This is a genomic window from Rhizobium aouanii, assembly GCF_037002925.1.
Taxonomy (GTDB): domain Bacteria; phylum Pseudomonadota; class Alphaproteobacteria; order Rhizobiales; family Rhizobiaceae; genus Rhizobium; species Rhizobium aouanii.
The window spans coordinates 89,002-108,017 of the sequence record NZ_JBAMYD010000009.1 but is presented as its reverse complement, the minus strand read 5'-3'; the positions used below and the strand labels follow the sequence as shown (position 1 = coordinate 108,017).

Below are 19,016 nucleotides of genomic sequence, written 5' to 3'. Positions count from 1 at the left end.
CGCACTTCAAGTCTCTATTGGATGCGTGTCGCCCAAAACCGCTGCGCGCTTTGGGCGCCATGCATCAGTCCGCCGGCTTCACGTCGTAAGCGAGCGTATATTTGTCGCCGCGGGGGGTGTAGGACACGGTCTTCTTTGCGCCCAGCACGACGTTTTCGTAATGCATTGGGAGGAGCCAAAGGTTGTTGAAGGTCTCGGTCGACAGCTCCTCGAGAAGGGGCGCGCGTGCAGCTTCATCGAGTGTCGAACTCGCCTTGGCCAGCACCTCGTCGATCTTCGGATCGGACACGCCGCCGCCGTTATATCTGCCGGTCCCCTTTTTCTCGTCGCGCGTCGCGACGAGCGCGACAGTCGGATTGGTGGTTTCGCCGGTGTTCACACCCCAGGAGCCGAAATAGGTGCTGTAGGTGCCCTTTGAATAGGCTTCCGAATACATCGACCAGGGCAGGACCTCGACTTTCGATTTGATGCCGATGCGCGTGAACATCTGGCCGACCGCCTGCAGAACTTCGGCATCCTTGACGTAACGGCCAGAGGGGCCATGCAGGGTCAGGCTGAAGCCATCCGGATAACCGGCCTCAGCCAGAAGCGCCTTGGCTGCAGCAGGATCATAGCCCACCTTCTCGACTTTTTCGGAATAGCCCGCATAGCCTTGGACGACGAATTGGTCGGCCACCGTGCCATTCTTCTGCATGACGCGGTCGACGATTGCCGGCCGGTTGATCGACATCAGCATTGCGCGACGCACCCGTTCATCCTTGAGCGGGTTCTTGTCGAGATCGGAACCATCCGCAGCCTTCACGAAAGGTGAAACATCGCGGCTGATATCGAGCCCAAGATAGACGAAGCGGGAAGATAGGCCGTTGATGACTTGCAGATTATCGCTCGCTTCGACGCGTGCCATTCCATCGGCAGGAAGAGTTTCGACAATGTCGATCTCGTTGGAGAGAAGCGATGCCAGACGGGCGCCGTCATCGGGCAGGAAGCGCAGCGTGACGTTCGACCAGTGCGAGGGGCCACCGAAATAGCCGTCATTGCGCTTCAAGGTCAGGTTGCTGCCTGGCGAATAGGAGACGAAGGAATAGGCCCCGGTTCCGATTGCACATTTGCCGTTGTCGAAATCCTGGACCGGCGCCTCCTTGCAATCGGCGCTGATAATGCGAATTCGGCTGACGGAATTCAGCAGGATCGGATCCGGAACCTTCGTCTCGACGACGATGGTATAGGGATCCGTGGCCGTGACATTGACAATATTGCGGGTGTAGGAAGCAAAGCTCTGGCTGGGCTTGTCGCGGGCACGCAGAAGCGAAGCGATGACGTCATCGGCGTTGAACTCGCTGCCGTCATGGAATTTCACGCCCTTCCGCAGCTTGAATTCCCAGTGGCTTGGGTCGACGACCTTCCATTCGGTGGCGAGCTCCGGAGCATTTGCCGAGGTTCCCGTGAGGTTTATGAGGCTGTCCCAGATATGGCGCGAGGTCGCATTGTTTGGCGCCGAACTGTCTTCATGGGGATCCAGCGTCGTCGGCGTCGTCGACATCCCGATCGTCAGCGGGGCTTGCTGTGCGACGACCATTGCAGGAATAGCAATCGTTCCGAGCAGCCCGATCGCTGCCCGCGTCAATGTTTTTGCGGCCATTTCATCCATCCCGGTTTAGCGTTTTTGGGCCGACCTTGCTTGGTCGGTGCGAGCAGGTTCCCGTCCGCTCTTGACACAAATTGGTAAGGGGGCCTCAAGGGGGCTGTCAAACGGAAAACAAGCGCGTTACGATAGGCGTAACTTGAAAGTCTGCCAATCCTTCGACCTTGGTCGCGGAGAAACTTCTGGTCTTATGGACAAAAGACAACCATCAAAAACCGATACCGTGCAATCTGTTGATGTCTGCATTGACGTATTGCTGAATGTCGCCAAAAACCCGGATATCAGACTGACTGAGGTGGCGCAGAACCTCGGGGAAACCAAGCCGAGAATTTTGCGCATGTTACGCACACTGGAACGGCGCGGCCTGGTGCGGAAGAGCGATACGGGCACTTATCGGCTGGGGACGACTGCGATCATTCTCGGGACCGCTGCCTCGACACAGGTTGATCTGGTGCGAATAGCCAATCCTATCCTTGAAGAAGTCGGCCAAAAGGCGAACGAAACGACCCAGCTCAGGATCATCGACAATGGAGAATCCCTGTGCATTGCAAAGTTCGAACCGATGCGCGACTTGCGGGTGCAGGCGATGATCGGTCGAAGACGGCCGCTCACGGCCGGCTCGTACAAGGTGCTTCTCGCCTATCTCCACCCCCAGGTGCAGTTGCAAATGATCCCGGAGACTTTGCCGCGGCTGACCAAGCGCACGATCACGGATCGTGGCAAGCTGGTTGCTGAATTGGATAAAATCCGCCGCCAGGGATTTTGTGTGAGTTATGGTGAAGTCAGCGAGCAACTCGTCTCCGTCTCAGTGCCGGTTCTGGCATTCGACGGGTCCGTGATCGCCGCGGTGAATGTCGGCGCCCCGGCCTTCCGCACACAAAAAAGCGACGTCGACCGCTTCATCGTTCTGCTGAAGGAGGCCTCCAGCAAGATATCCGCCCGGCTGGGATGGTAGAAGTTTTCGTTGCGCGCCATGCGGAAAGGCCCCTTCTTTAGGCAAACTCAGGGGAAAAGATCGGGGAGTTCGGCGCGTGCGATGCGTCGCAATCTGACCGCTTCTGCCATGTCTATCGAGCGATAGGGAAACCGCAAGCGGGTGCCCACGGGTCCCCAATTGCCGATCGCACTCAAAAGTTTGTCGAGAGCGGCGTTCGAATAGCCAAATTCCTGGCGAAAGGGGACGATATGCGCGTCCATAAACGTGCAGATGCGTCGCTCCAGATCGAGTGCGGCGTCTATATCGTTTCGCATCGAGACCGTCCAGGTCTGAGCACCGCGGGGACTAAGGCAGGCCACGTTGGAAAAAGAGCCTGCTGCCACACCTTCCTTGGTGCCGGTTGCGAGATGATGGCCGGGGACGAAGAGCGACAGCCCGGACAGATACAGGCGCGCCTCGACATACCAGCAAGCGTCGCCATCGGCGAGCTTGATGCCGATCACCTCAGACACCGCCGCGCAGACCATGCCGAGGTCCTTTGGCGCCAGCACCCGTTTTGCATGCGGCGGATTGTAGAGGATGAGCGGAATGCCGTCGGCAGCCTCGGCCGCTCGTTTGAGGAAGTCGACCGCTTCGGCATCGTTGAGCGGCCACCAGTCGGGCAATATGACCTGAATGGCGCGGGGATCGAGCACGGCGGCGCGGCGGACGCGATTGAGCATGATCAGCGGGTCGGGCTGGCAGGCGCCGATGACGAATGGCGTTGAAGATGCCTTGCAGCGTTCGGCCAGCATTGCCTGGATGCTGTCAAACTCCGCCTCCGTCTGATTGTGGAATTCGCCGGCAGTGCCGTTCGAATAGATACCATCGACGCCGGCATCGATGAGGATGTCGATCTCTTCACCAAGCTTGTCGAATTCGATGCTGTCATCGGCTGCGATCGGCAGAAGCAGGCTCGCCCAATTTCCGCCGATGGCGGGACGCAGCGTCTTCGCATTCATCTCTTGTTTCTCCGATGGATGACGGATCAGTTGAGGTCGTCGCGGATGCAGGCCTTGAGGTGGCCGGGCGCGACTTCACGCAATTGCGGAATCGTACCGGCACAGGCCTCGAGCGCGCTCGGACAGCGCGTGCGAAAAATACATCCGCTCGGCGGATTGGCCGGACTTGGAATATCGCCTTTCAAGATCTGCCTGTTACGGCGGGCGTCCGGATCGGGCGAGGGAATCGCCGAGAGCAGCGCGCGCGTATAGGGATGCTGCGGTCTCGCATAGAGATCGGCACTTGGTGCGATTTCCATAATGCGGCCGAGATAAAGCACGATCACCCGGTCGCAGATATATTCGACGACGGCAAGGTCATGCGAGATGAACAGCATGGTCAGGCCAAGCTGCTGCTGCAGGTCGCGCAGCAGGTTGATCACTTGCGCCTGGATCGACACGTCGAGCGCCGAAACCGGCTCGTCGGCCACGATGAATTCGGGCGCCAAGGTCAGCGCACGGGCAATGCCGATGCGCTGGCGCTGGCCACCGGAAAATTCATGCGCGTACCGATTGATCGCATCGGCGGGCAGGTCGACCTTTGCCAAGGCCGACCGCGCCCGCTCGAGCCTGTCGCGGGCTGTTCCGATCCCTTGGATCTTCAGGCCTTCCGTCAGGATCTCGCCGATCGTCATGCGCGGCGACAGGCTGGCGAAGGGGTCCTGGAAAATATACTGCATGCGCGGCCGTTGCCGTCTGAGCGCGGAGGCGGAAAGTGCGGTGAGCTCCGTCCCGTCGAAACGGACGCTGCCGGACGACGGTTCGACGAGGCGAAGGACCGAACGCCCGATCGTGGTCTTTCCGCTGCCGGATTCGCCGACAAGCCCGACGACTTCACCCTTGCCGATATCGAAGGAGATGCCCTCAAGAATATTCAGCCGCGTGCCACGGGAGGTATAATGTTTCGAAAGGTCGCGGACGGAGAGCAGCGGTGCGCTCATCTAGATCTCCTGCCATCTGATGCAGCGGCTGCGATGCTGCGGATTGACCTGTTCGAGCGCGGGAACGGCGACGCGACAGGCTTCGATCGCGAATTTGCAGCGCGGGGAAAAGGCGCAGCCGCTCGGCATGTTCATCAGGCTCGGGACCATGCCGGGAATGGCCGCAAGCTTTTCGCCGGCCAGCTTCATCCGCGCCGCATCGCCAAGGCGCGGCATGGAGGCGAGAAGGCCCATGGTGTAGGGGTGCTTGGGATTGCGGAAAACCTCGCCGACCGGCCCTTCTTCGACGATCCGGCCGGCATACATCACCGCCACGCGATGGGCGATTTCGGCGACGACGCCGAGATTGTGGGTAACGAACAGCATGGCCATGCCGCGCTCGCGCTGCAGCTTGAGGAGCAGGTCGAGAATCTGCGCCTGGATCGTCACGTCGAGCGCCGTTGTCGGCTCGTCGGCGATCAGCAGCGCCGGATCGCAGGCGAGCGCCATGGCGATCGTCGCGCGCTGGCGCATGCCGCCCGACAGTTCGTGCGGATATTGGCCGGCGCGGCGTCGGGCATCCGGTATGCCAACGCTTTCAAGCAACGCGACGGCTGCGTTCATCGCCGCCTTGCGGTCGCGACCGCGATGGATGCGGATCGGCTCGGCGATCTGGTCGCCGATGGTGAAGACAGGATTGAGGCTCGACATCGGCTCCTGGAAGATCATGCCGATGTCGTCGCCCCTGATCCTGCGCATGCTTTCTTCGTCGAGGGAGACGAGATCGCGGACCGTGCCGTCCCTCGTCGCAAGGCGGATGCTGCCTGCAGCGATCACGCCGATGTTGCGGGTGAGCAGCCGCATGATGGATAGGCTGGTGACCGACTTGCCGGAGCCGGATTCGCCGACGAGCGCAAGCGTCTCGCCGGCGGCAACAGTCAGGTCGATATTGTTGACCGCCGTTATCTCGCCGCCGCGGATGCGGAAGATCGTTCGCAATCCCTTGATGTCGAGCACGGGTTCGGCGGTCTGTCCCATCAGCTGGCTCAGTTCAGCAGACCGGCTGCACGCAGGATCTCATCGATCCGCGCGGTTTCGGCTTCGTTGAGGGAGGCACGCGGCCGCGGCATGACGGCAGAATCAATGATGCCGAGGCTGCGCATGGCGGTCTTGAAGGCGCCGATGCCGGCTGCGCCGCCGCTGACGCGGCCCTGCGCGACCCAGACGATTTCGAACAGGCGGCAGAGACGCTCCTGTTCCTTCTTCGCCGCAGTCCAGTCGCCGCGCTGGGCAGCATTCCAAAGGCGGACATAGCCGTGCGGATCGACATTGGCGATACCAGGAACGACGCCATGGGCGCCCATCAGCAGGGCGGTGTCGACGACGATCTCGGAACCGGTCATCAGGAAGACGTCCTTGTGTTCGGCAAGATCGAGGAGCGCGTAGCGGAAGTTGCCGTCGTCGCCGCTAGAATCCTTGAGACCGATAATCGCGCCTTCCCTGGCAAGCGTGACGACGGTCTGGCGCTGCAGCTTGACGTGCACGCAGACGGGAATGTCGTAGGCGACCAGGGAAACATCCACCGCGTCGCGGATATAACGGAAGTGGTCGAGGATCTCGGACTGGCTAGTGACGGTATAGAATGGCGCCGTCACCACGACCGCATCGGCGCCGGCCGCCTTTGCCACCTTCGCATGGGTGATGACGCGATCCGTGGTCGGATCGATGACGCCGACGATCAGCGGCACGCGGCCATTCACCACCTTGGCTGAATGTTCGATGATGTCCCGCCGGGTCTTTTCGTCATGGAAGATCACCTCGCTCGTCGAGCCGAGCACGAACACACCATGGCAGCCGGCATCGATCAGATGCTCGAGCACGCGTGTATAGGATGGGTAGTCGACGGTGAGATCGGGATTGAGCGGTGTTACGACGGGAGGGACGACACCCTTGAATTTGGTCATTTTCGTTTCTCTCGATTGTCAGTTCAGTTCGGCGCGCGGGTCGAAGGCATCTCTGAGGCCATCGCCAATGAAGTTGATTGCCAGGACGGCAAGGATCAGCGCGGCGCCGGGAAAGAGCCATTGCCACGGATATTGTTCGAGCACGGCGGTCGAGCGGGCCGCGTTCAGCATGTTGCCCCAGCTTGCGGCGGGCGGGGCGATACCGAGACCGAGAAAGGACAGCCCCGCCTCGAGCAGGATGGCATTGGCGATCTGCAGCGTTGCATAGACCACGAGGATATCGATCGAGTTCGGCAGGCCGTGGCGAAAGAGCAGATGTCCGATGCCGGCGCCCATGCCGCGGGCGGCCATGACGAAGTCGCGTTCACGCAGTTCCAGCAGCCGCGAGCGGATCATGCGCGCAAGCAACGGCCACGAGAGCAGCGAGATGACGAGCACCGTCGGCCAGATGCCGGTGCCGGCAATCGAGGCGAGCACAAGCAGGAAGATCACGGGCGGTAGGGTCATCACCAGATCGACGAAGCGCATCGAGACGGCGTCCGTCCAGCGCCCTGCAAGCGCCGAGATTGCCCCGAAGAGAAAACCGATGACTGCCGAAAGCGCGGTCGATGCGACCGCGACCAGCAGCGAAATCCGGCCGCCTTCGAGCACGCGCGCGAAGACGTCGCGGCCGACGCCGTCGGCTCCGAACCAATGCATTGCCGTCGGGCCGCTATTCATCGCCAGAAGATCGATGTCGTTCGGCCGGAAAGCCCACCACAGCGGATAGGAGAGGATCAGCAGCAGCATGGGAATGGCAATGCAGACGCCGGCAACGGCTGCGCGATTGAGCAGAAACCGACTGAAGGCGCGGGCAAGTGGTCCGGGGCTGCGGCGTTCGGAAGAGCGTGCCAGCATGATCAGCCCACCTTGATGCGCGGGTCGACGACCGCATAGGTGATATCGGTCAGAAGATTGACGACGATAACGCAGGTGCCGATGACGAGCGTCGCGCCCATGATGACGGGGTAGTCGCGGGTCTGCACGGCATCGACGAGCAACAGACCCATGCCCGGCCAGTTGAAGACGCTCTCGATGAAGATGGCACCGCCGATTGCAAGCCCGATGGTGGAGCCGATCAGCGTGACGATCGGCAGAAGCGCGTTGCGTAAGGCATGCTTGGTGATGACCCAGACCTCGCGAACGCCCTTGGCGCGGGCGGTGCGCACGTAATCCTGGTTCAGGACTTCGAGTAGCGAAGCGCGCATGTAACGCATGATCAATGCGGCTTGCGCGACAGACAGAAGTGCCGCCGGCAGGATCAGATGGTGGAGGAGATCGCCCACCGAGAATTCCTCGCCCGGCGTCAGCATGCCGCCTGATGGCATCCAGTGCAGGCGCACGGAGAAGATATAAAGGCCGATCAGCGCGCTGAGGAAGGCCGGGCTCGAAATGCCGGCAAGCGCAACCACCGACAAGGAGAGATCGGCCAGCGAATTGCGGCGGACGGCACCGATCACCCCGAAGGTAATGCCTGCGACGATGGCAAAGGCAAGTGCGGTGCCCATCAAGAGCACTGTCGGGCCGATCCGTGACAGCACTAAAACCAGAACCGGCTGATCGAGACGCTTGATCGAATAGCCGAGATTGCCGGTCAGCGCCTGCTGCAACCAGCCCAGATACTGCACCGGCAAGGGCTGATCGAGCCCGAGGCTTCGGCGCAGATCGGCAAGGTCTGACGGCGACATCGGCAGGTTCGGATCGATATAGGCATCGATCGGATCGCCGGGTGTCAGGCGCAGCAGCAGGAAGATCAGCATGCTCAGGGCGACGAGCATGCCTATTCCTATGATCAGGCGTCTGAGACTGTATTGGAGCATCGGCAATCCGTCTGTCGGGCCGTCTTGTCAGGTCGCCTTGTCAGGGTGGCCGAGGCCACCCTCAAGGCTTTGGGGAAGACGCCTATTCGGCGATCGACCATTTCTGCGGGTTGGCCTGGTAGGGGCCGCCGCCCGGCGCAGGCGTCCAGACGAAATCCTTCACTTTGGTCGAGACGATGCCGTAGCGGTTTGCCACCCAGAGCGTCGCCCAGGGCAGGTTCGTGTTCATTACCTTGCAGACGTTCTGGTAGGCGGCATCCCGCTTGGTGCTATCAGGCTCGGCCAAGGCACTGTCGAGCGCCTTGGTCAGGTCAGGCATGCGAACCCTGGCGACGTTCGGTCCGGCCGGAGGGATCTGCTTCTCGTTGAGGCCGACATTGATGCTTCCGGCATCCGGCCCGTTCTGCAGCCCGGCATAAACCAACTGGAACTGGGCAATATCCGGCGTCGCATTGAGCACGATGCTGTTATAGGTCGGCGCATCGACGGCGCGCGGGACGATGTTGATGTCGACCTGGGCAAGCATCGCCTGGACTGCGGCAAGCACGTTGGTGGCAAGCGGCGTGGTGTAATAGGTCAGAAGCGTGATCGGCTTGCTGCCATTGATCTGGTCCCAGCCGGCTTCCGTCAGCAGTTGCTTGGCCTTCTCGGGGTCGTAGGCGTAGGTGTCGATGCCCTGAGGTATCAGCTGTTCGGCGACATAGGCGCAATTGGCGGGCTTGGCCGCACCGCCATAGAGGCTCTGGATGATGGCATCGCGATTGATCGCGTACATCACCGCCTGGCGGACGCGCACGTCCTTCCAGAGTGGGGAATCGTGATTGAAGCCGAGATAGTTGACGACGAAAGAGTTGCCTTCGATGACCTTAAAGTCCTTGTTGTCCTTGAAGGTCGGCACGTCGTTGGAATCGACATAGGTGAACTGGATTTCGCCGGATCTCAGCGCGGCGATCGCTGCGGCCGGGTTGGCGAAATAGCGATTGATGACGCGTTCCAGTGCGGGTTTGCCACCGCGATAATCGGTGTTTGCGGCAAGTTCGACATATTGATCCGAAACGTATTTGGTGAATTTGAACGGACCGGTGCCGATCGGAGCAGTGGACCACCAGGTGTTCTTCGCCAACTGGTCGGCCGGAATCGAGGAGAGCGCATGCTCGGGCAGCATCATCACCTTGGTCATTGTGTCAGGAAAACTGCTGCTGGGGGCGCTGAGCTTGATGACAACAGTGTGATCGTCCGGGGTCTCGACGGATGATATGCCCTTCAGCCGGGCAGCGAGAACCGACCCGGTTTTCGCATCCATCGCAAGGGTCATGGTGAACTTCGCATCCTTGGTGGTGAACGGTTTGCCGTCATGCCATTTGGCGTCCGACAGCTTGAATGTGTAGGTCATCTGGTCCGGGCTGACCTCGTAGGAGCTTGCCAGCGCGCCGACAACCTTCTGCAGCTTCTCGTCATAGGTGATCAGCGGTTCGTAGTAGACGCTGAGCCAGGTGAAGCCAGCGGTCGCGGCGAGCGGATTGAAGTTGCCCTGGAAGCCTCCGGGGCCGACATCGAAGCCGCCAGACAGCGTGGCTGCCTGAGCCTCAGCTGCAACGCCCGAAACGACAAGAGCCGGAACGGCAGCCGTCGACAGCAGGGCGCCAAGCGCAATAACGGATAGTCTAGACAGTCTTTTCATGTGTTCCTCCCACGTTTGAACTTGTCTTGTTGTTGGCAATCACCCGGGCAATGCCTTCGTAGTGACGATCCAGGCGTCTGCGCGCCTCCTCCAGATCTTTTGCCTCGATCGCATCGACGATCGCGGCATGGTCGCGCCACGTCGCCATCGGATCGGCATTTTCGAGATTGACGAAATCCGACGCCTTGTAGAAGGCGAGCCAGAAGACATCGATCAGCCGCACCAGCGTTTCATTGTCCTGGCAGCGAAACAGCAGTCGATGGAACAGCTGGTCGTCTTGCGCAAAGGTTTCGCCCCGCTCGGCATGGGCGCGCATCCGATTGACGGTGGCGCGCAGTTCGGTGATGTCCTCTTCCCCGATCACGTCGATCGTTTTGCCGATCAATCCCACTTCCAGCGTACGCCGGATTTCGAGGACCTCCTCGATCTGCCGCAGGGCGCCGCCGAGGCCGTAAGCGAGGTTGTCGAGAAGCGGCTCGAAGGAAAAGGCCTTCACGAAGATACCGACGCCGCGCCGCGTCTCCAGCACGCCGAGCGATTCCAACGCCTTTATGCCTTCCCTCAGCGAATTGCGGCTGACACCGAGCTGGGTGGCGAGCTCTCCTTCCGCCGGAAGCAGGGTTCCGGGCGCAAGACCATTGTCATCGATATAGGCGCGCAGACTTTCCTGCACGGAGACATGCAACAGCGGGGCGCGCGTCAGCGGCTTCATCGATTTCAATGTCATGCCCCGGTCACTTTCCCGCATCGCCGATAAACGTGCATGTTACATATCGACTTGTAGGATATCTGTCAAACGGACATGTTAGACGGCTGATATGGAACCGGCTCGAAGCCGGTTTAAGCCGGTCGTTTTTGGGCACCAGAAGGACAACAGAAACAGCATATTTTGCTGGAATTACTTCATTGGAGGCGTTGATCGACCTCTGGAGAGTGGGCCACCACCCGGTTGCGGCCGCTCTTTTTCGCAAGGTAGAGGGCCGCATCCGCTTGTCGCTGCATGTGCTCTGCTGACACGAGTTCACCGTTTTGCCTCGATATCGCTAGTCCGATGCTGACAGTAACCCAGGGACCGACGCGGGAGGTAGGATTTGGAAGAGACGCAGCTTCTACTCGGCTGCGAATTCTCTCAGCGACCAACCCGGCCTCTTGTTCATCAGAGCCAGGGAGAAAGACGAGAAACTCTTCGCCCCCGTACCGGGCGACCTGGTCCCGCTCATCTCTTATACTGCTCTGAATAATGCCGGCAACTTTCACCAGGCAGCGGTCGCCTTCGGCATGTCCAAGATTATCGTTGAGGTGCTTGAAGTCGTCGATATCGCACATCAGCATCGCCGCGCCGCTCGTTCGTTTCAGGTCCTCGTTCCAGAAATGATTTAGCGTTTCCATCATCGAACGCCGGTTGGCGACACCCGTCAGCGGGTCGGTCCGCGCCAGCAATTCCAGCTGCGAGTTGGCGTCGGTAAGCTCCGCGAGGCGACTCCGATCTCGCAACTCGAGCAGGAAAGTCTTCTGAGCGAAGATGGTGGCGGTGCGTCGGGCAACAACGGTTGCAGCCACACCGCTGGCGAAAAACAGCGTCCCGGCCAGAGCACTTCCCACTTCGATGCCCGGATTGCGCAGTTGAAACACAAGGTAGATACCGAGGGCAACAGCGCCGATCGCCATCGCCCAACCGAGTGGAATCGGAAATATGATAATGGCAGTGACGGCCACAAAAAGCATGATGGTCAAATGCCGCTCGTAAAACTCGCCACCGGTATTAACGCCCACCAAGGCGACGGACAGGAGAATGAGAAAAACAGCAGAGAGGAGGAAAACTCCCTGCGTCCACAAAGCATGCGGCCGCAGAAAGGCTATCGCGGCGACAAGAGCCGCGGGGGGAAGGATAGACGCTGGCCAAAGCATCGACATGACGGTTTCGATCGGAAGCAAGATCGCGTTGAGGCCCAAGGTCAGGACGTCGAGCACGATAACCCAAACCATCCACGCGCGGATGATCTTGGCAGTCCGCGGCCAGGAGCGTTCGCCAAAAAGCTGGGCCAGTTCCCCATTGAGGCGGATATCACGCGTGCGTCCACCGAGCAGGCGCTCGACTTGCTCTACAATGGCCGGGCTCAACCTCTGAAGAGGTTTCCGCGAAGACGCCCTTACCGATTTGATAGGAGCTGTGGTTCGCTCGGTATCCATGTGCCGGATCTAGGGAGCAGACGACCGGAGGCAAGACGAGCCGCGAATTCCGCCCCAAAAGACGATATGCTTGCCCTAATGATTTTGTACCAGGGGACGACAGTATGTCGTTAACGTGTCATATCGGGTCAAAGTCTCACGTCGGCATCTATGACCGGACAATACGGGCCTTTTGACCGGCGGCCGTAATGGGAGTGGCAGTTGCTCAACTGAGCGCGACAGGGTTTTGCGCAAATCCGCCCGCCGACCATCCGGCGAGCCACCTTTTACTCAGTCAGTTAATACTGCTTGACCGCGGTGATATCGCATTCCATATGTTGATAGCATAATCATCAGTATTCAGGGAGTGCAATCGATGGCTGCAGTTACAATACGCAATTTGTCTGACGAGACACATCGTGCCTTGCGAGTGAGGGCAGCTCATCACGGCCGCAGTACAGAAGCAGAAATCCGTGACATCCTAGAAACAGCGGTACGGCCAGCTGAGCGCGTCATGTTGGGCTCGTTGCTAGCATCGATCGGCCGCGAGGCAGGGCTTTCCAACAACGACGTGGATAATCTGCAGCTAGTCCGAGACAAAGCAGCTGCGGAACCTATGAGTTTCGAATGATCCTGATCGATACCAACGTCATCTCGGAGCCATGGAAGCCCACACCCGATAATCATGTGCTGGCGTGGATCGATGCTCAAGCAGTGGAAACGCTGTTCGTTTCGGCGATTACAGTCGCTGAGTTACGATTCGGCATTGCCGCGATGCCTAGTGGAAGACGAAAGACCGTCCTCTCCGATCGACTAGAACAGGAAGTTCTGCCTCTATTTTCAGGACGCGTTCTATCCTTCGACATGGCTGCGTCACAGAGCTATTCGGAACTAATGGCGCGAGCACGCATAGCAGGTCGGGCAGTTGGTAGAGCAGATGCCTATATCGCCGCAACTGCCGCGGCGAACGGTTTTATTGTCGCCACCCGCGACACTAGTCCCTTCGAAGCCGCAGGACTTAGCGTTATCAACCCGTGGCACGCAACAACATAGCAGCGACAAAGCGTCAGATGATTGCCGAGCCGCAATCGCCAGCTCGACCCATCAAAACCGGCAGATTGACAGTCATCTCGGTCCGCGGTTGATCTCTCGCACGACAGAACCGCCTCCCTTGGCAATTTACCCCCCGCACAAACGTTGCGAGGCCGATGCTTACGTGCAACCTCTTCGAGAATGTTGAGCGCGGGATTTCATCGACTAAAGGTGACTAAAATAATCATCTTATGTTGACAGAGAGAATTTCGCTCCATAGGTTCCGCCCGCATCCGTGACGTAGGGACCAAGCAATGGCGCGTGTTTTTTTGAATGTGTCTAATAATGTATCGCGAATTTATAGAGATAGCTTATTTTTAACGACAGCGGTCGTCCTGATCGGCATGGCGGCATCGCCGGCATCAGCCCAGAGCGCATCCGCAGATGCCGGCGCGACAGCGCTGGAACCGATCGTCATTCAAGGCGCATCCTCTGATAGCAAGACCGACCGGACGTCCGTTGCTGCCAAGAACAGTTCGGCCGCGACCAAGATCAACACGCCGCTCGTCGAGACGCCGCGTTCAGTCTCGGTCACCACCGAGAAGGAAATCGAGCAGCGTGGTGCCCAAAGCATCATCGAGGCTGTGCGTTATTCGGCCGGCGTGACGACCGGGCCGAACGGCTTCGATCCGCGCTTCGACCAGATCTTCATTCGCGGCTTCAACGTTACGACGGTCGGCGACTATCGTGACAGCTTGCGCCAGCCCTACATCAATTACGGCATGTTCCGCACCGATCCCTATCAGCTGCAACGCGTCGAGGTGATCAAGGGACCGGTATCCGTTCTCTACGGCTCGGGATCGCCGGGCGGCCTCGTCAACAAGATATCGAAGTTTCCGACCGAAGAGCCGATCCGTGAAGTGGGTGTTTCCTACAGCACCAAGGATCGAGTTCAGGCGATGTTCGATTTCGGCGGGCCGATCAGCGAAGACAACGACGATTTCCTCTATCGCATCGTCGGCCTTGCCCGCCGCGGCGACACCAACTTCGATATTGCCGACGACCGCTATTTCCTGGCGCCGTCCTTTAGCTGGAAGCCGGACGAGGGCACGACCTTCACGGTGTACGGTCTGGCGCAGGCCGACGAGACCGACTCCAATGTCGGCGCGATCACGACCCTGGACGGCAGAATACTCGACATCAGGCAGAGCGATCCCGACTATGACTACCAGAAGGTCAAGCAGCAGCAGGTCGGCTATCAGTTCGAGCATGAATTCGACAATGGCCTGACGTTCCGCCAGAACCTGCGTTACTCGCATCTCGATCTTCGCGCTCGCTACCTCGGCGTCTCCAACTGGACCGGGACCGTCGCGCATCGCAACGCGAGTTCGATCAGGGACGAGATGAACGTCTTCCAGGTCGACAACCAGCTCGAAGCGAAATTCGATACTGGTCCGCTTGCCCACACGATGCTGTTCGGGCTCGATTACACCAATCTCCAGTCGAACTGGGGCTATGGCATCGGGGCGGTGAACTCGGCCTTCGATTTCGATATCGCCAACCCGACCTATGGTGTCTCGGGCGCCACGCCGGCCTACAACTTCATCGTTGCCGACGCCGATATGCGCCAGGTCGGTGTTTACGCCATGGACCAGATCGAGGCCGGAAACTGGCGCTTCAACCTCGGGGGCCGCCAGACCTGGGTGGAGCAGACGCGAGATACGACCTACCCCTCCTTCGGGTTGAACGACTCGGAAGACGTCAACAAGAACGCTTTCTCCTGGCAAGCCGGTGCGCTCTACCTCTTCGACAACGGCATTGCACCCTTCGTCTCCTATGCGACCTCTTTCGATCCGGTGACCAACCGGTCGACATCCGGCAAGATCCTGGAGCCGACGGAGGGTGAACAATACGAATTCGGCGTGAAGTACCAGCCGCCCGGCACCGATATCCTGCTGTCGGCGGTCGCCTATCACATCGTCGAAAAGAACAAGCCGGTGCTGGTCAATCCGCTGACTCTTGCCTATGACTCGCTCGGCGAAGTGACGGGAAATGGCATCGAGCTTGAAGCCCGCGCGGCAGTCGCCGACGGCCTGGATCTCATTGCAGCCTACACCTACAATCATTCCGAGGTGACCGGAGGCAACAACGAGGGCAATACGCCAGCCGTGACGCCGTCACATGTCGCAAGCCTCTGGGCCAACTATACATTCCAGGAAACCAATCCCTTCAACGGGCTGTCGGTCGGCACGGGTGTCCGTTACGTCAGCGAGAACTGGACGGATACCGCCAATACTTCGAAGAACCCTTCGGGTTTCTATGTCGATGCATCCGCCGCTTATGATTTCGGCGCGGTCGACAAGAAATATGAGGGCCTGACGGCCGCCTTCAATATCCGTAACATTGCCGACGAACGTGACACTGTCTGCAACGAGGGCTTTTGCTATCTCGGCCAGGGCCGCAACATGACCGGCACCCTGAAATACCGGTGGTAAGGCACGGCAATGGAGACAAACGGGGTCTTCCAGCGCCCGACCTTGATCGCTGACCATCCTGTCGCCCACCAGGCCGTCGACCTCGACGGTCTGGTGGGCGACGGCCCGTTCTCCTACTGCCGCGGCAAGCTGCGTAGCGCTCTTCCGCAGACGGGCATCGTCGTTTCCTGCAGGGATCTTTGCGACCGAGCGATCTTCGACGATATCATTGACCGATATGCGCAAAAATTCCCGGGCAGCGATCGCCGCGCCATCGTCTCGATGTGGACGCTCTACTATTTCAGCATGCTGACGATCGCACCCAGCGTCCATATGTTCGTGCACCGCATCGGGCTGCCGCTGGGGATCGATCGGCTTTCACTCGTCTGCAACGAACAGACAGGCGAACCGGAGGCATTCGTGATGTCCGGAAGGCGCAACGTTACCACCGATCCGGCCGCTGAGCTTCACCGGCTGATGCGCGGCCACGCCGAACCTCTCGTCGCAGCGATTGCCGCCAACGCCGGCGTCGCGCCGAAGCTTCTCTGGAACAATGTTGCGGCCTATCTCTCCTGGATTCTGAAGGAGATCGCTCATCGCTATGAGCCTGTCCTCGTCGAAGGCGGCCTGGCGCTGCTGGAAGACGCTCAATGGCCGGGCGGCGGGCGCAACCCGATGTTCGGCATGATCCGCATTGCGCGCCAACAATGCGGACTAGAATTCGTGCGCCGGAAAGTCTGCTGCCTGCGCTATAACCTGCCTGGCGTCGGCGGCTGCGGCGAAGCCTGCCCGCTGCCGGAGGGGCGACACTAGCTCCTATCGTCCGCCGCGTGTAGAGACGGGTGCCCTGCGCGCCAATTATTGCCGATGCGCGCCAAGCAGAAAGTCCCGTCGTCTCAAAGCGCAGTCTCACCTGCCTGGACACCAGCGAGTGGCTTGACCATGAACAGGCATGGATGGTCCTCGTGCCAGAGCTTTGCAAAGACCTCAGCCCGCACAAAGCCGTTCCGGTCATAGAAGCGCCGCGTTGCCTCGAACTGGGGTTCGTCGAGGCCGCGCGGGGCGAGCGTCTTGACCGTCAGCAGCCTGGCACCCGATTCATGTCCGAAACGTTCGGCCGCATCGATGAGATGGCGTCCGGCGCCGCGACCGTGATGTTCCGGTCGTGTCGCGATCAGCGCGATCTCGACGGCGCCGGGCGGGTGCGGCTTCAAGGCCATCAACGCGGTCACGACATCCGCTTCGACATAGCCGAACACCGGCAGGTCTTCGATCGCCCGGGCGCTCGCTTCGATGACCTCAGGTTCTGAAAACCAGTCGGGCAAAGCCCCCATGATCGATCGGCAGAGCTCTGCCTTGCCGGTCAGGATCTCAATTGTTCTTCCCATTTTTTCTCGCCTCTGATCGGTCGATTTAAACTTGACTCCTGTTATCACCTTAAAATAGAAACTGCAATCAAATCGTGTACTTCAGCTCGAAAAAGGAGCCCGAGACCGAACCGGCCAGCAACGACAGAGCCTGATTTTCCATTTGTAAAAAGGGTACAGGACAATGCAAGCATTGCATCGTGATGTGAACGGAAATGCCGTGGTCAACGCCATGATCGAAAACAAGGACAAGCTCCTTAAAACGATTGAAAGCGTTGTCAAATCAAAGTCATATTCCGAGGATATCTTTCAAGATGGAGTCATTAAAGCCTATGGGGTCAAAACCGATGACATTCGTTGCCCGATCGGCTACGCCTTCCGCATGGTCTATAATCTCGCACTCGACGAGAGCCGCCGGCGACGCCAGAAGATGAACAACCATAGGTCGATAGACCAGATTCAGGAGATCACGGCTCCCGTCCCCACCGTGCTCGACCAGCTCGTCGCTGCCGAGACCCTGCGCAATGTGCTTGCCTCGCTCGAGGCGCTGCCGAAGCGAACCAACGATGCCTTCATTCGCCATCGCCTCAACGGCGTTCCGCAGAAGGATATTGCAGCCGAGCTCGGCGTCTCAAGGACCCTCGTCAACTTCATGATCAAGGCGGCAGAGGAACATTGCCATCTGGCGATCGCCGAACCTGCCTTCCGCCCCGATCATGCACACCGGCAACAGCCTAGCGTTTCGCCGCGTGCAGCGCCTGCTGCAAATCGCTCCACAGCAGTTCCGGCTCTTCAAGACCAACGGCGAAACGAACCGTCTGCTCGCTCACGCCGAACCGGATGAAGGAGGTCATCCGGTCGGGGATCTGCAGCGCGACCTTGGCGGGGACCACCAGCGTTTCTGGTCCCCCCCAGCTGACACCGAGACGGATATCGCGAAGGCTGTTCACAAAGCGTGCGACATCGATATCGGGATTGAGGTCGAAGGCAAACAGCCCGGCATAACCCGTCAGCGTCGCCCTTCCGGGATGCTCCTGGAATGCCGGGTGACGAACGCGTCCGATCGCAGAATGCTCCTTCAGCCGCCCGGCCAGCAAAAGCCCGCTGCGCTCATGCTCCTTGAGACGGAGACGCAGCGTGCGCATGCCGCGCAACAGCAGCCAGGCCTCGAACGGTGACAGCTTGGCGCCGACATAGGGGTAGGATGTTGCATTGATCCTGGCGATGGCCTCTTTCGAACCGACGACGACGCCGGCGACCGTATCGCTGTGACCGCCGAGATATTTCGAGGCGGCGTGAATGACGATATCGACGCCATGCTGGATCGGTTTTTGAAAGAGCGGCGTTGCCCAGGAATTGTCGATGATGGTGGTGACGCCGGCCTCCTTTGCCATGGCCGACAGCGCCGCAATGTCCTGAAGCTCGAAGACGAAGGATGTGGGGTTTTCAAGGTAGAGCAGCTTGGCACCCGACAGCGCCTTGCGGACCTCGTCGTGGTCGGCGGGATCGACGAAATCCACCGCGACGCCGAGCCTGGCAAGCAGCTTCACCAGAAGGCGGTAGACATCATTGTAGAGATGGCGGACCGCAACGACCCGGTCGCCTGCCTCAACAAGGCTGAGAATTGTCGATGTAATGGCAGCCGTTCCGCTGGAGAAGGCACGTCCGTCCTCTGCTCCCTCGAGGCGGGCGACCAGCAGTTCGAATTCGCGAACCGTCGGATTGTCGCCGCGCGAATAGATGTAGTTGCGCGTGCGTCCGGCAAAGACATCCTCCATCGCCTCGTAACTGTCGTAAGTGAAGAGCGACGTTTGGAAGATCGGCGGAGACACGGCGTTGAATGCCGCCGGATCGACAGGCGTAAAGAGATCGTCAGCGACCGCATGGGCGCCAAGGTCGTGCGGGTTGATCGACTGGTTCATGGTCATCCT

The 19,016-nt window shown here is 59.7% G+C and carries 18 protein-coding genes; 6 read left to right on the top strand and 12 right to left on the bottom strand.

The genetic code is table 11. The features are described 5' to 3' along the window. Nucleotides 1-64: 64 nt before the first annotated feature. The gene (locus V8P77_RS17220) at nucleotides 65-1,639 is read right to left on the bottom strand and encodes an ABC transporter substrate-binding protein (protein WP_335913527.1); all 1,575 of its coding nucleotides are present in this window, start codon (nucleotides 1,637-1,639) and stop codon (nucleotides 65-67) included. 193 nt (nucleotides 1,640-1,832) lie between these two features. Here V8P77_RS17220 and V8P77_RS17215 point away from each other — a divergent pair, with 193 nt between their 5' ends. Next, nucleotides 1,833-2,597, top strand: a complete 765-nt coding sequence (locus V8P77_RS17215) for an IclR family transcriptional regulator (RefSeq protein ID WP_335913526.1) — start codon at nucleotides 1,833-1,835, stop codon at nucleotides 2,595-2,597. A 47-nt stretch (nucleotides 2,598-2,644) separates the two neighbouring features. On the opposite strand, the gene V8P77_RS17210 is transcribed toward V8P77_RS17215, so the two are convergent. The 9 genes from V8P77_RS17210 to V8P77_RS17170 all read right to left on the bottom strand — a co-directional run bounded on the left by V8P77_RS17210 (nucleotide 2,645) and on the right by V8P77_RS17170 (nucleotide 12,233). After that, complete coding sequence (locus V8P77_RS17210; RefSeq protein ID WP_335913525.1) at nucleotides 2,645-3,580, bottom strand: dihydrodipicolinate synthase family protein; 936 nt, start codon at nucleotides 3,578-3,580, stop codon at nucleotides 2,645-2,647. Between the two features lie 26 nt (nucleotides 3,581-3,606). Then, nucleotides 3,607-4,560, bottom strand: coding sequence for an ABC transporter ATP-binding protein (locus V8P77_RS17205; RefSeq protein WP_335913524.1), 954 nt, complete (start codon nucleotides 4,558-4,560; stop codon nucleotides 3,607-3,609). Next, nucleotides 4,561-5,577 (bottom strand): ABC transporter ATP-binding protein, encoded by a 1,017-nt coding sequence (locus tag V8P77_RS17200; RefSeq protein WP_335913523.1) that lies wholly within the window; start codon nucleotides 5,575-5,577, stop codon nucleotides 4,561-4,563. An 8-nt stretch (nucleotides 5,578-5,585) separates the two neighbouring features. Beyond that, on the bottom strand, nucleotides 5,586-6,503 hold the full coding sequence (locus tag V8P77_RS17195) for a dihydrodipicolinate synthase family protein (protein WP_335913522.1): 918 nt from the start codon (nucleotides 6,501-6,503) through the stop codon (nucleotides 5,586-5,588). Nucleotides 6,504-6,521: 18 nt separating this feature from the next. Continuing rightward, nucleotides 6,522-7,400, bottom strand: coding sequence for an ABC transporter permease (locus V8P77_RS17190; protein ID WP_335913521.1), 879 nt, complete (start codon nucleotides 7,398-7,400; stop codon nucleotides 6,522-6,524). Nucleotides 7,401-7,402: 2 nt separating this feature from the next. After that, nucleotides 7,403-8,362, bottom strand: coding sequence for an ABC transporter permease (locus V8P77_RS17185; RefSeq protein ID WP_335913520.1), 960 nt, complete (start codon nucleotides 8,360-8,362; stop codon nucleotides 7,403-7,405). A gap of 82 nt (nucleotides 8,363-8,444) precedes the next feature. Further along, nucleotides 8,445-10,043 (bottom strand): ABC transporter substrate-binding protein, encoded by a 1,599-nt coding sequence (locus tag V8P77_RS17180; RefSeq protein WP_335913519.1) that lies wholly within the window; start codon nucleotides 10,041-10,043, stop codon nucleotides 8,445-8,447. Then, nucleotides 10,027-10,770, bottom strand: coding sequence for a FadR/GntR family transcriptional regulator (locus V8P77_RS17175; RefSeq protein WP_335913518.1), 744 nt, complete (start codon nucleotides 10,768-10,770; stop codon nucleotides 10,027-10,029). The genes V8P77_RS17180 and V8P77_RS17175 overlap by 17 nt, the downstream gene beginning before the upstream one ends. 176 nt (nucleotides 10,771-10,946) lie before the next feature. Next, a complete protein-coding gene (locus tag V8P77_RS17170; RefSeq protein ID WP_373694597.1) occupies nucleotides 10,947-12,233 on the bottom strand; it encodes a GGDEF domain-containing protein in 1,287 nt (428 codons plus the stop codon). A gap of 355 nt (nucleotides 12,234-12,588) precedes the next feature. On the opposite strand from V8P77_RS17170, the gene V8P77_RS17165 reads away from it, so the two are divergent. From V8P77_RS17165 to fhuF, 4 genes are all read left to right on the top strand, one after another. Then, nucleotides 12,589-12,843: a FitA-like ribbon-helix-helix domain-containing protein gene (locus V8P77_RS17165; RefSeq protein WP_065282799.1), complete on the top strand. Its 255-nt coding sequence runs from the start codon at nucleotides 12,589-12,591 to the stop codon at nucleotides 12,841-12,843. Then, on the top strand, nucleotides 12,840-13,265 hold the full coding sequence (locus V8P77_RS17160; RefSeq protein ID WP_335913516.1) for a type II toxin-antitoxin system VapC family toxin: 426 nt from the start codon (nucleotides 12,840-12,842) through the stop codon (nucleotides 13,263-13,265). The genes V8P77_RS17165 and V8P77_RS17160 overlap by 4 nt, the downstream gene beginning before the upstream one ends. Before the next feature lie 293 nt (nucleotides 13,266-13,558). Further along, on the top strand, nucleotides 13,559-15,739 hold the full coding sequence (locus tag V8P77_RS17155) for a TonB-dependent siderophore receptor (RefSeq protein ID WP_335913515.1): 2,181 nt from the start codon (nucleotides 13,559-13,561) through the stop codon (nucleotides 15,737-15,739). A 9-nt stretch (nucleotides 15,740-15,748) separates the two neighbouring features. Further along, nucleotides 15,749-16,531: a siderophore-iron reductase FhuF gene (gene fhuF, locus V8P77_RS17150; protein ID WP_335913514.1), complete on the top strand. Its 783-nt coding sequence runs from the start codon at nucleotides 15,749-15,751 to the stop codon at nucleotides 16,529-16,531. Between the two features lie 83 nt (nucleotides 16,532-16,614). On the opposite strand, the gene V8P77_RS17145 is transcribed toward fhuF, so the two are convergent. Beyond that, the gene (locus V8P77_RS17145; RefSeq protein WP_335913513.1) at nucleotides 16,615-17,106 is read right to left on the bottom strand and encodes a GNAT family N-acetyltransferase; all 492 of its coding nucleotides are present in this window, start codon (nucleotides 17,104-17,106) and stop codon (nucleotides 16,615-16,617) included. Nucleotides 17,107-17,269: 163 nt separating this feature from the next. Here V8P77_RS17145 and V8P77_RS17140 point away from each other — a divergent pair, with 163 nt between their 5' ends. Then, a complete protein-coding gene (locus V8P77_RS17140) occupies nucleotides 17,270-17,929 on the top strand; it encodes a sigma-70 family RNA polymerase sigma factor (protein ID WP_335913512.1) in 660 nt (219 codons plus the stop codon). On the opposite strand, the gene V8P77_RS17135 is transcribed toward V8P77_RS17140, so the two are convergent. Continuing rightward, nucleotides 17,820-19,007: a PLP-dependent transferase gene (locus V8P77_RS17135; RefSeq protein WP_335913511.1), complete on the bottom strand. Its 1,188-nt coding sequence runs from the start codon at nucleotides 19,005-19,007 to the stop codon at nucleotides 17,820-17,822. The two genes, V8P77_RS17140 and V8P77_RS17135, sit on opposite strands and share 110 nt — an antisense overlap. Between the last annotated feature and the right edge of the window lie 9 nt (nucleotides 19,008-19,016).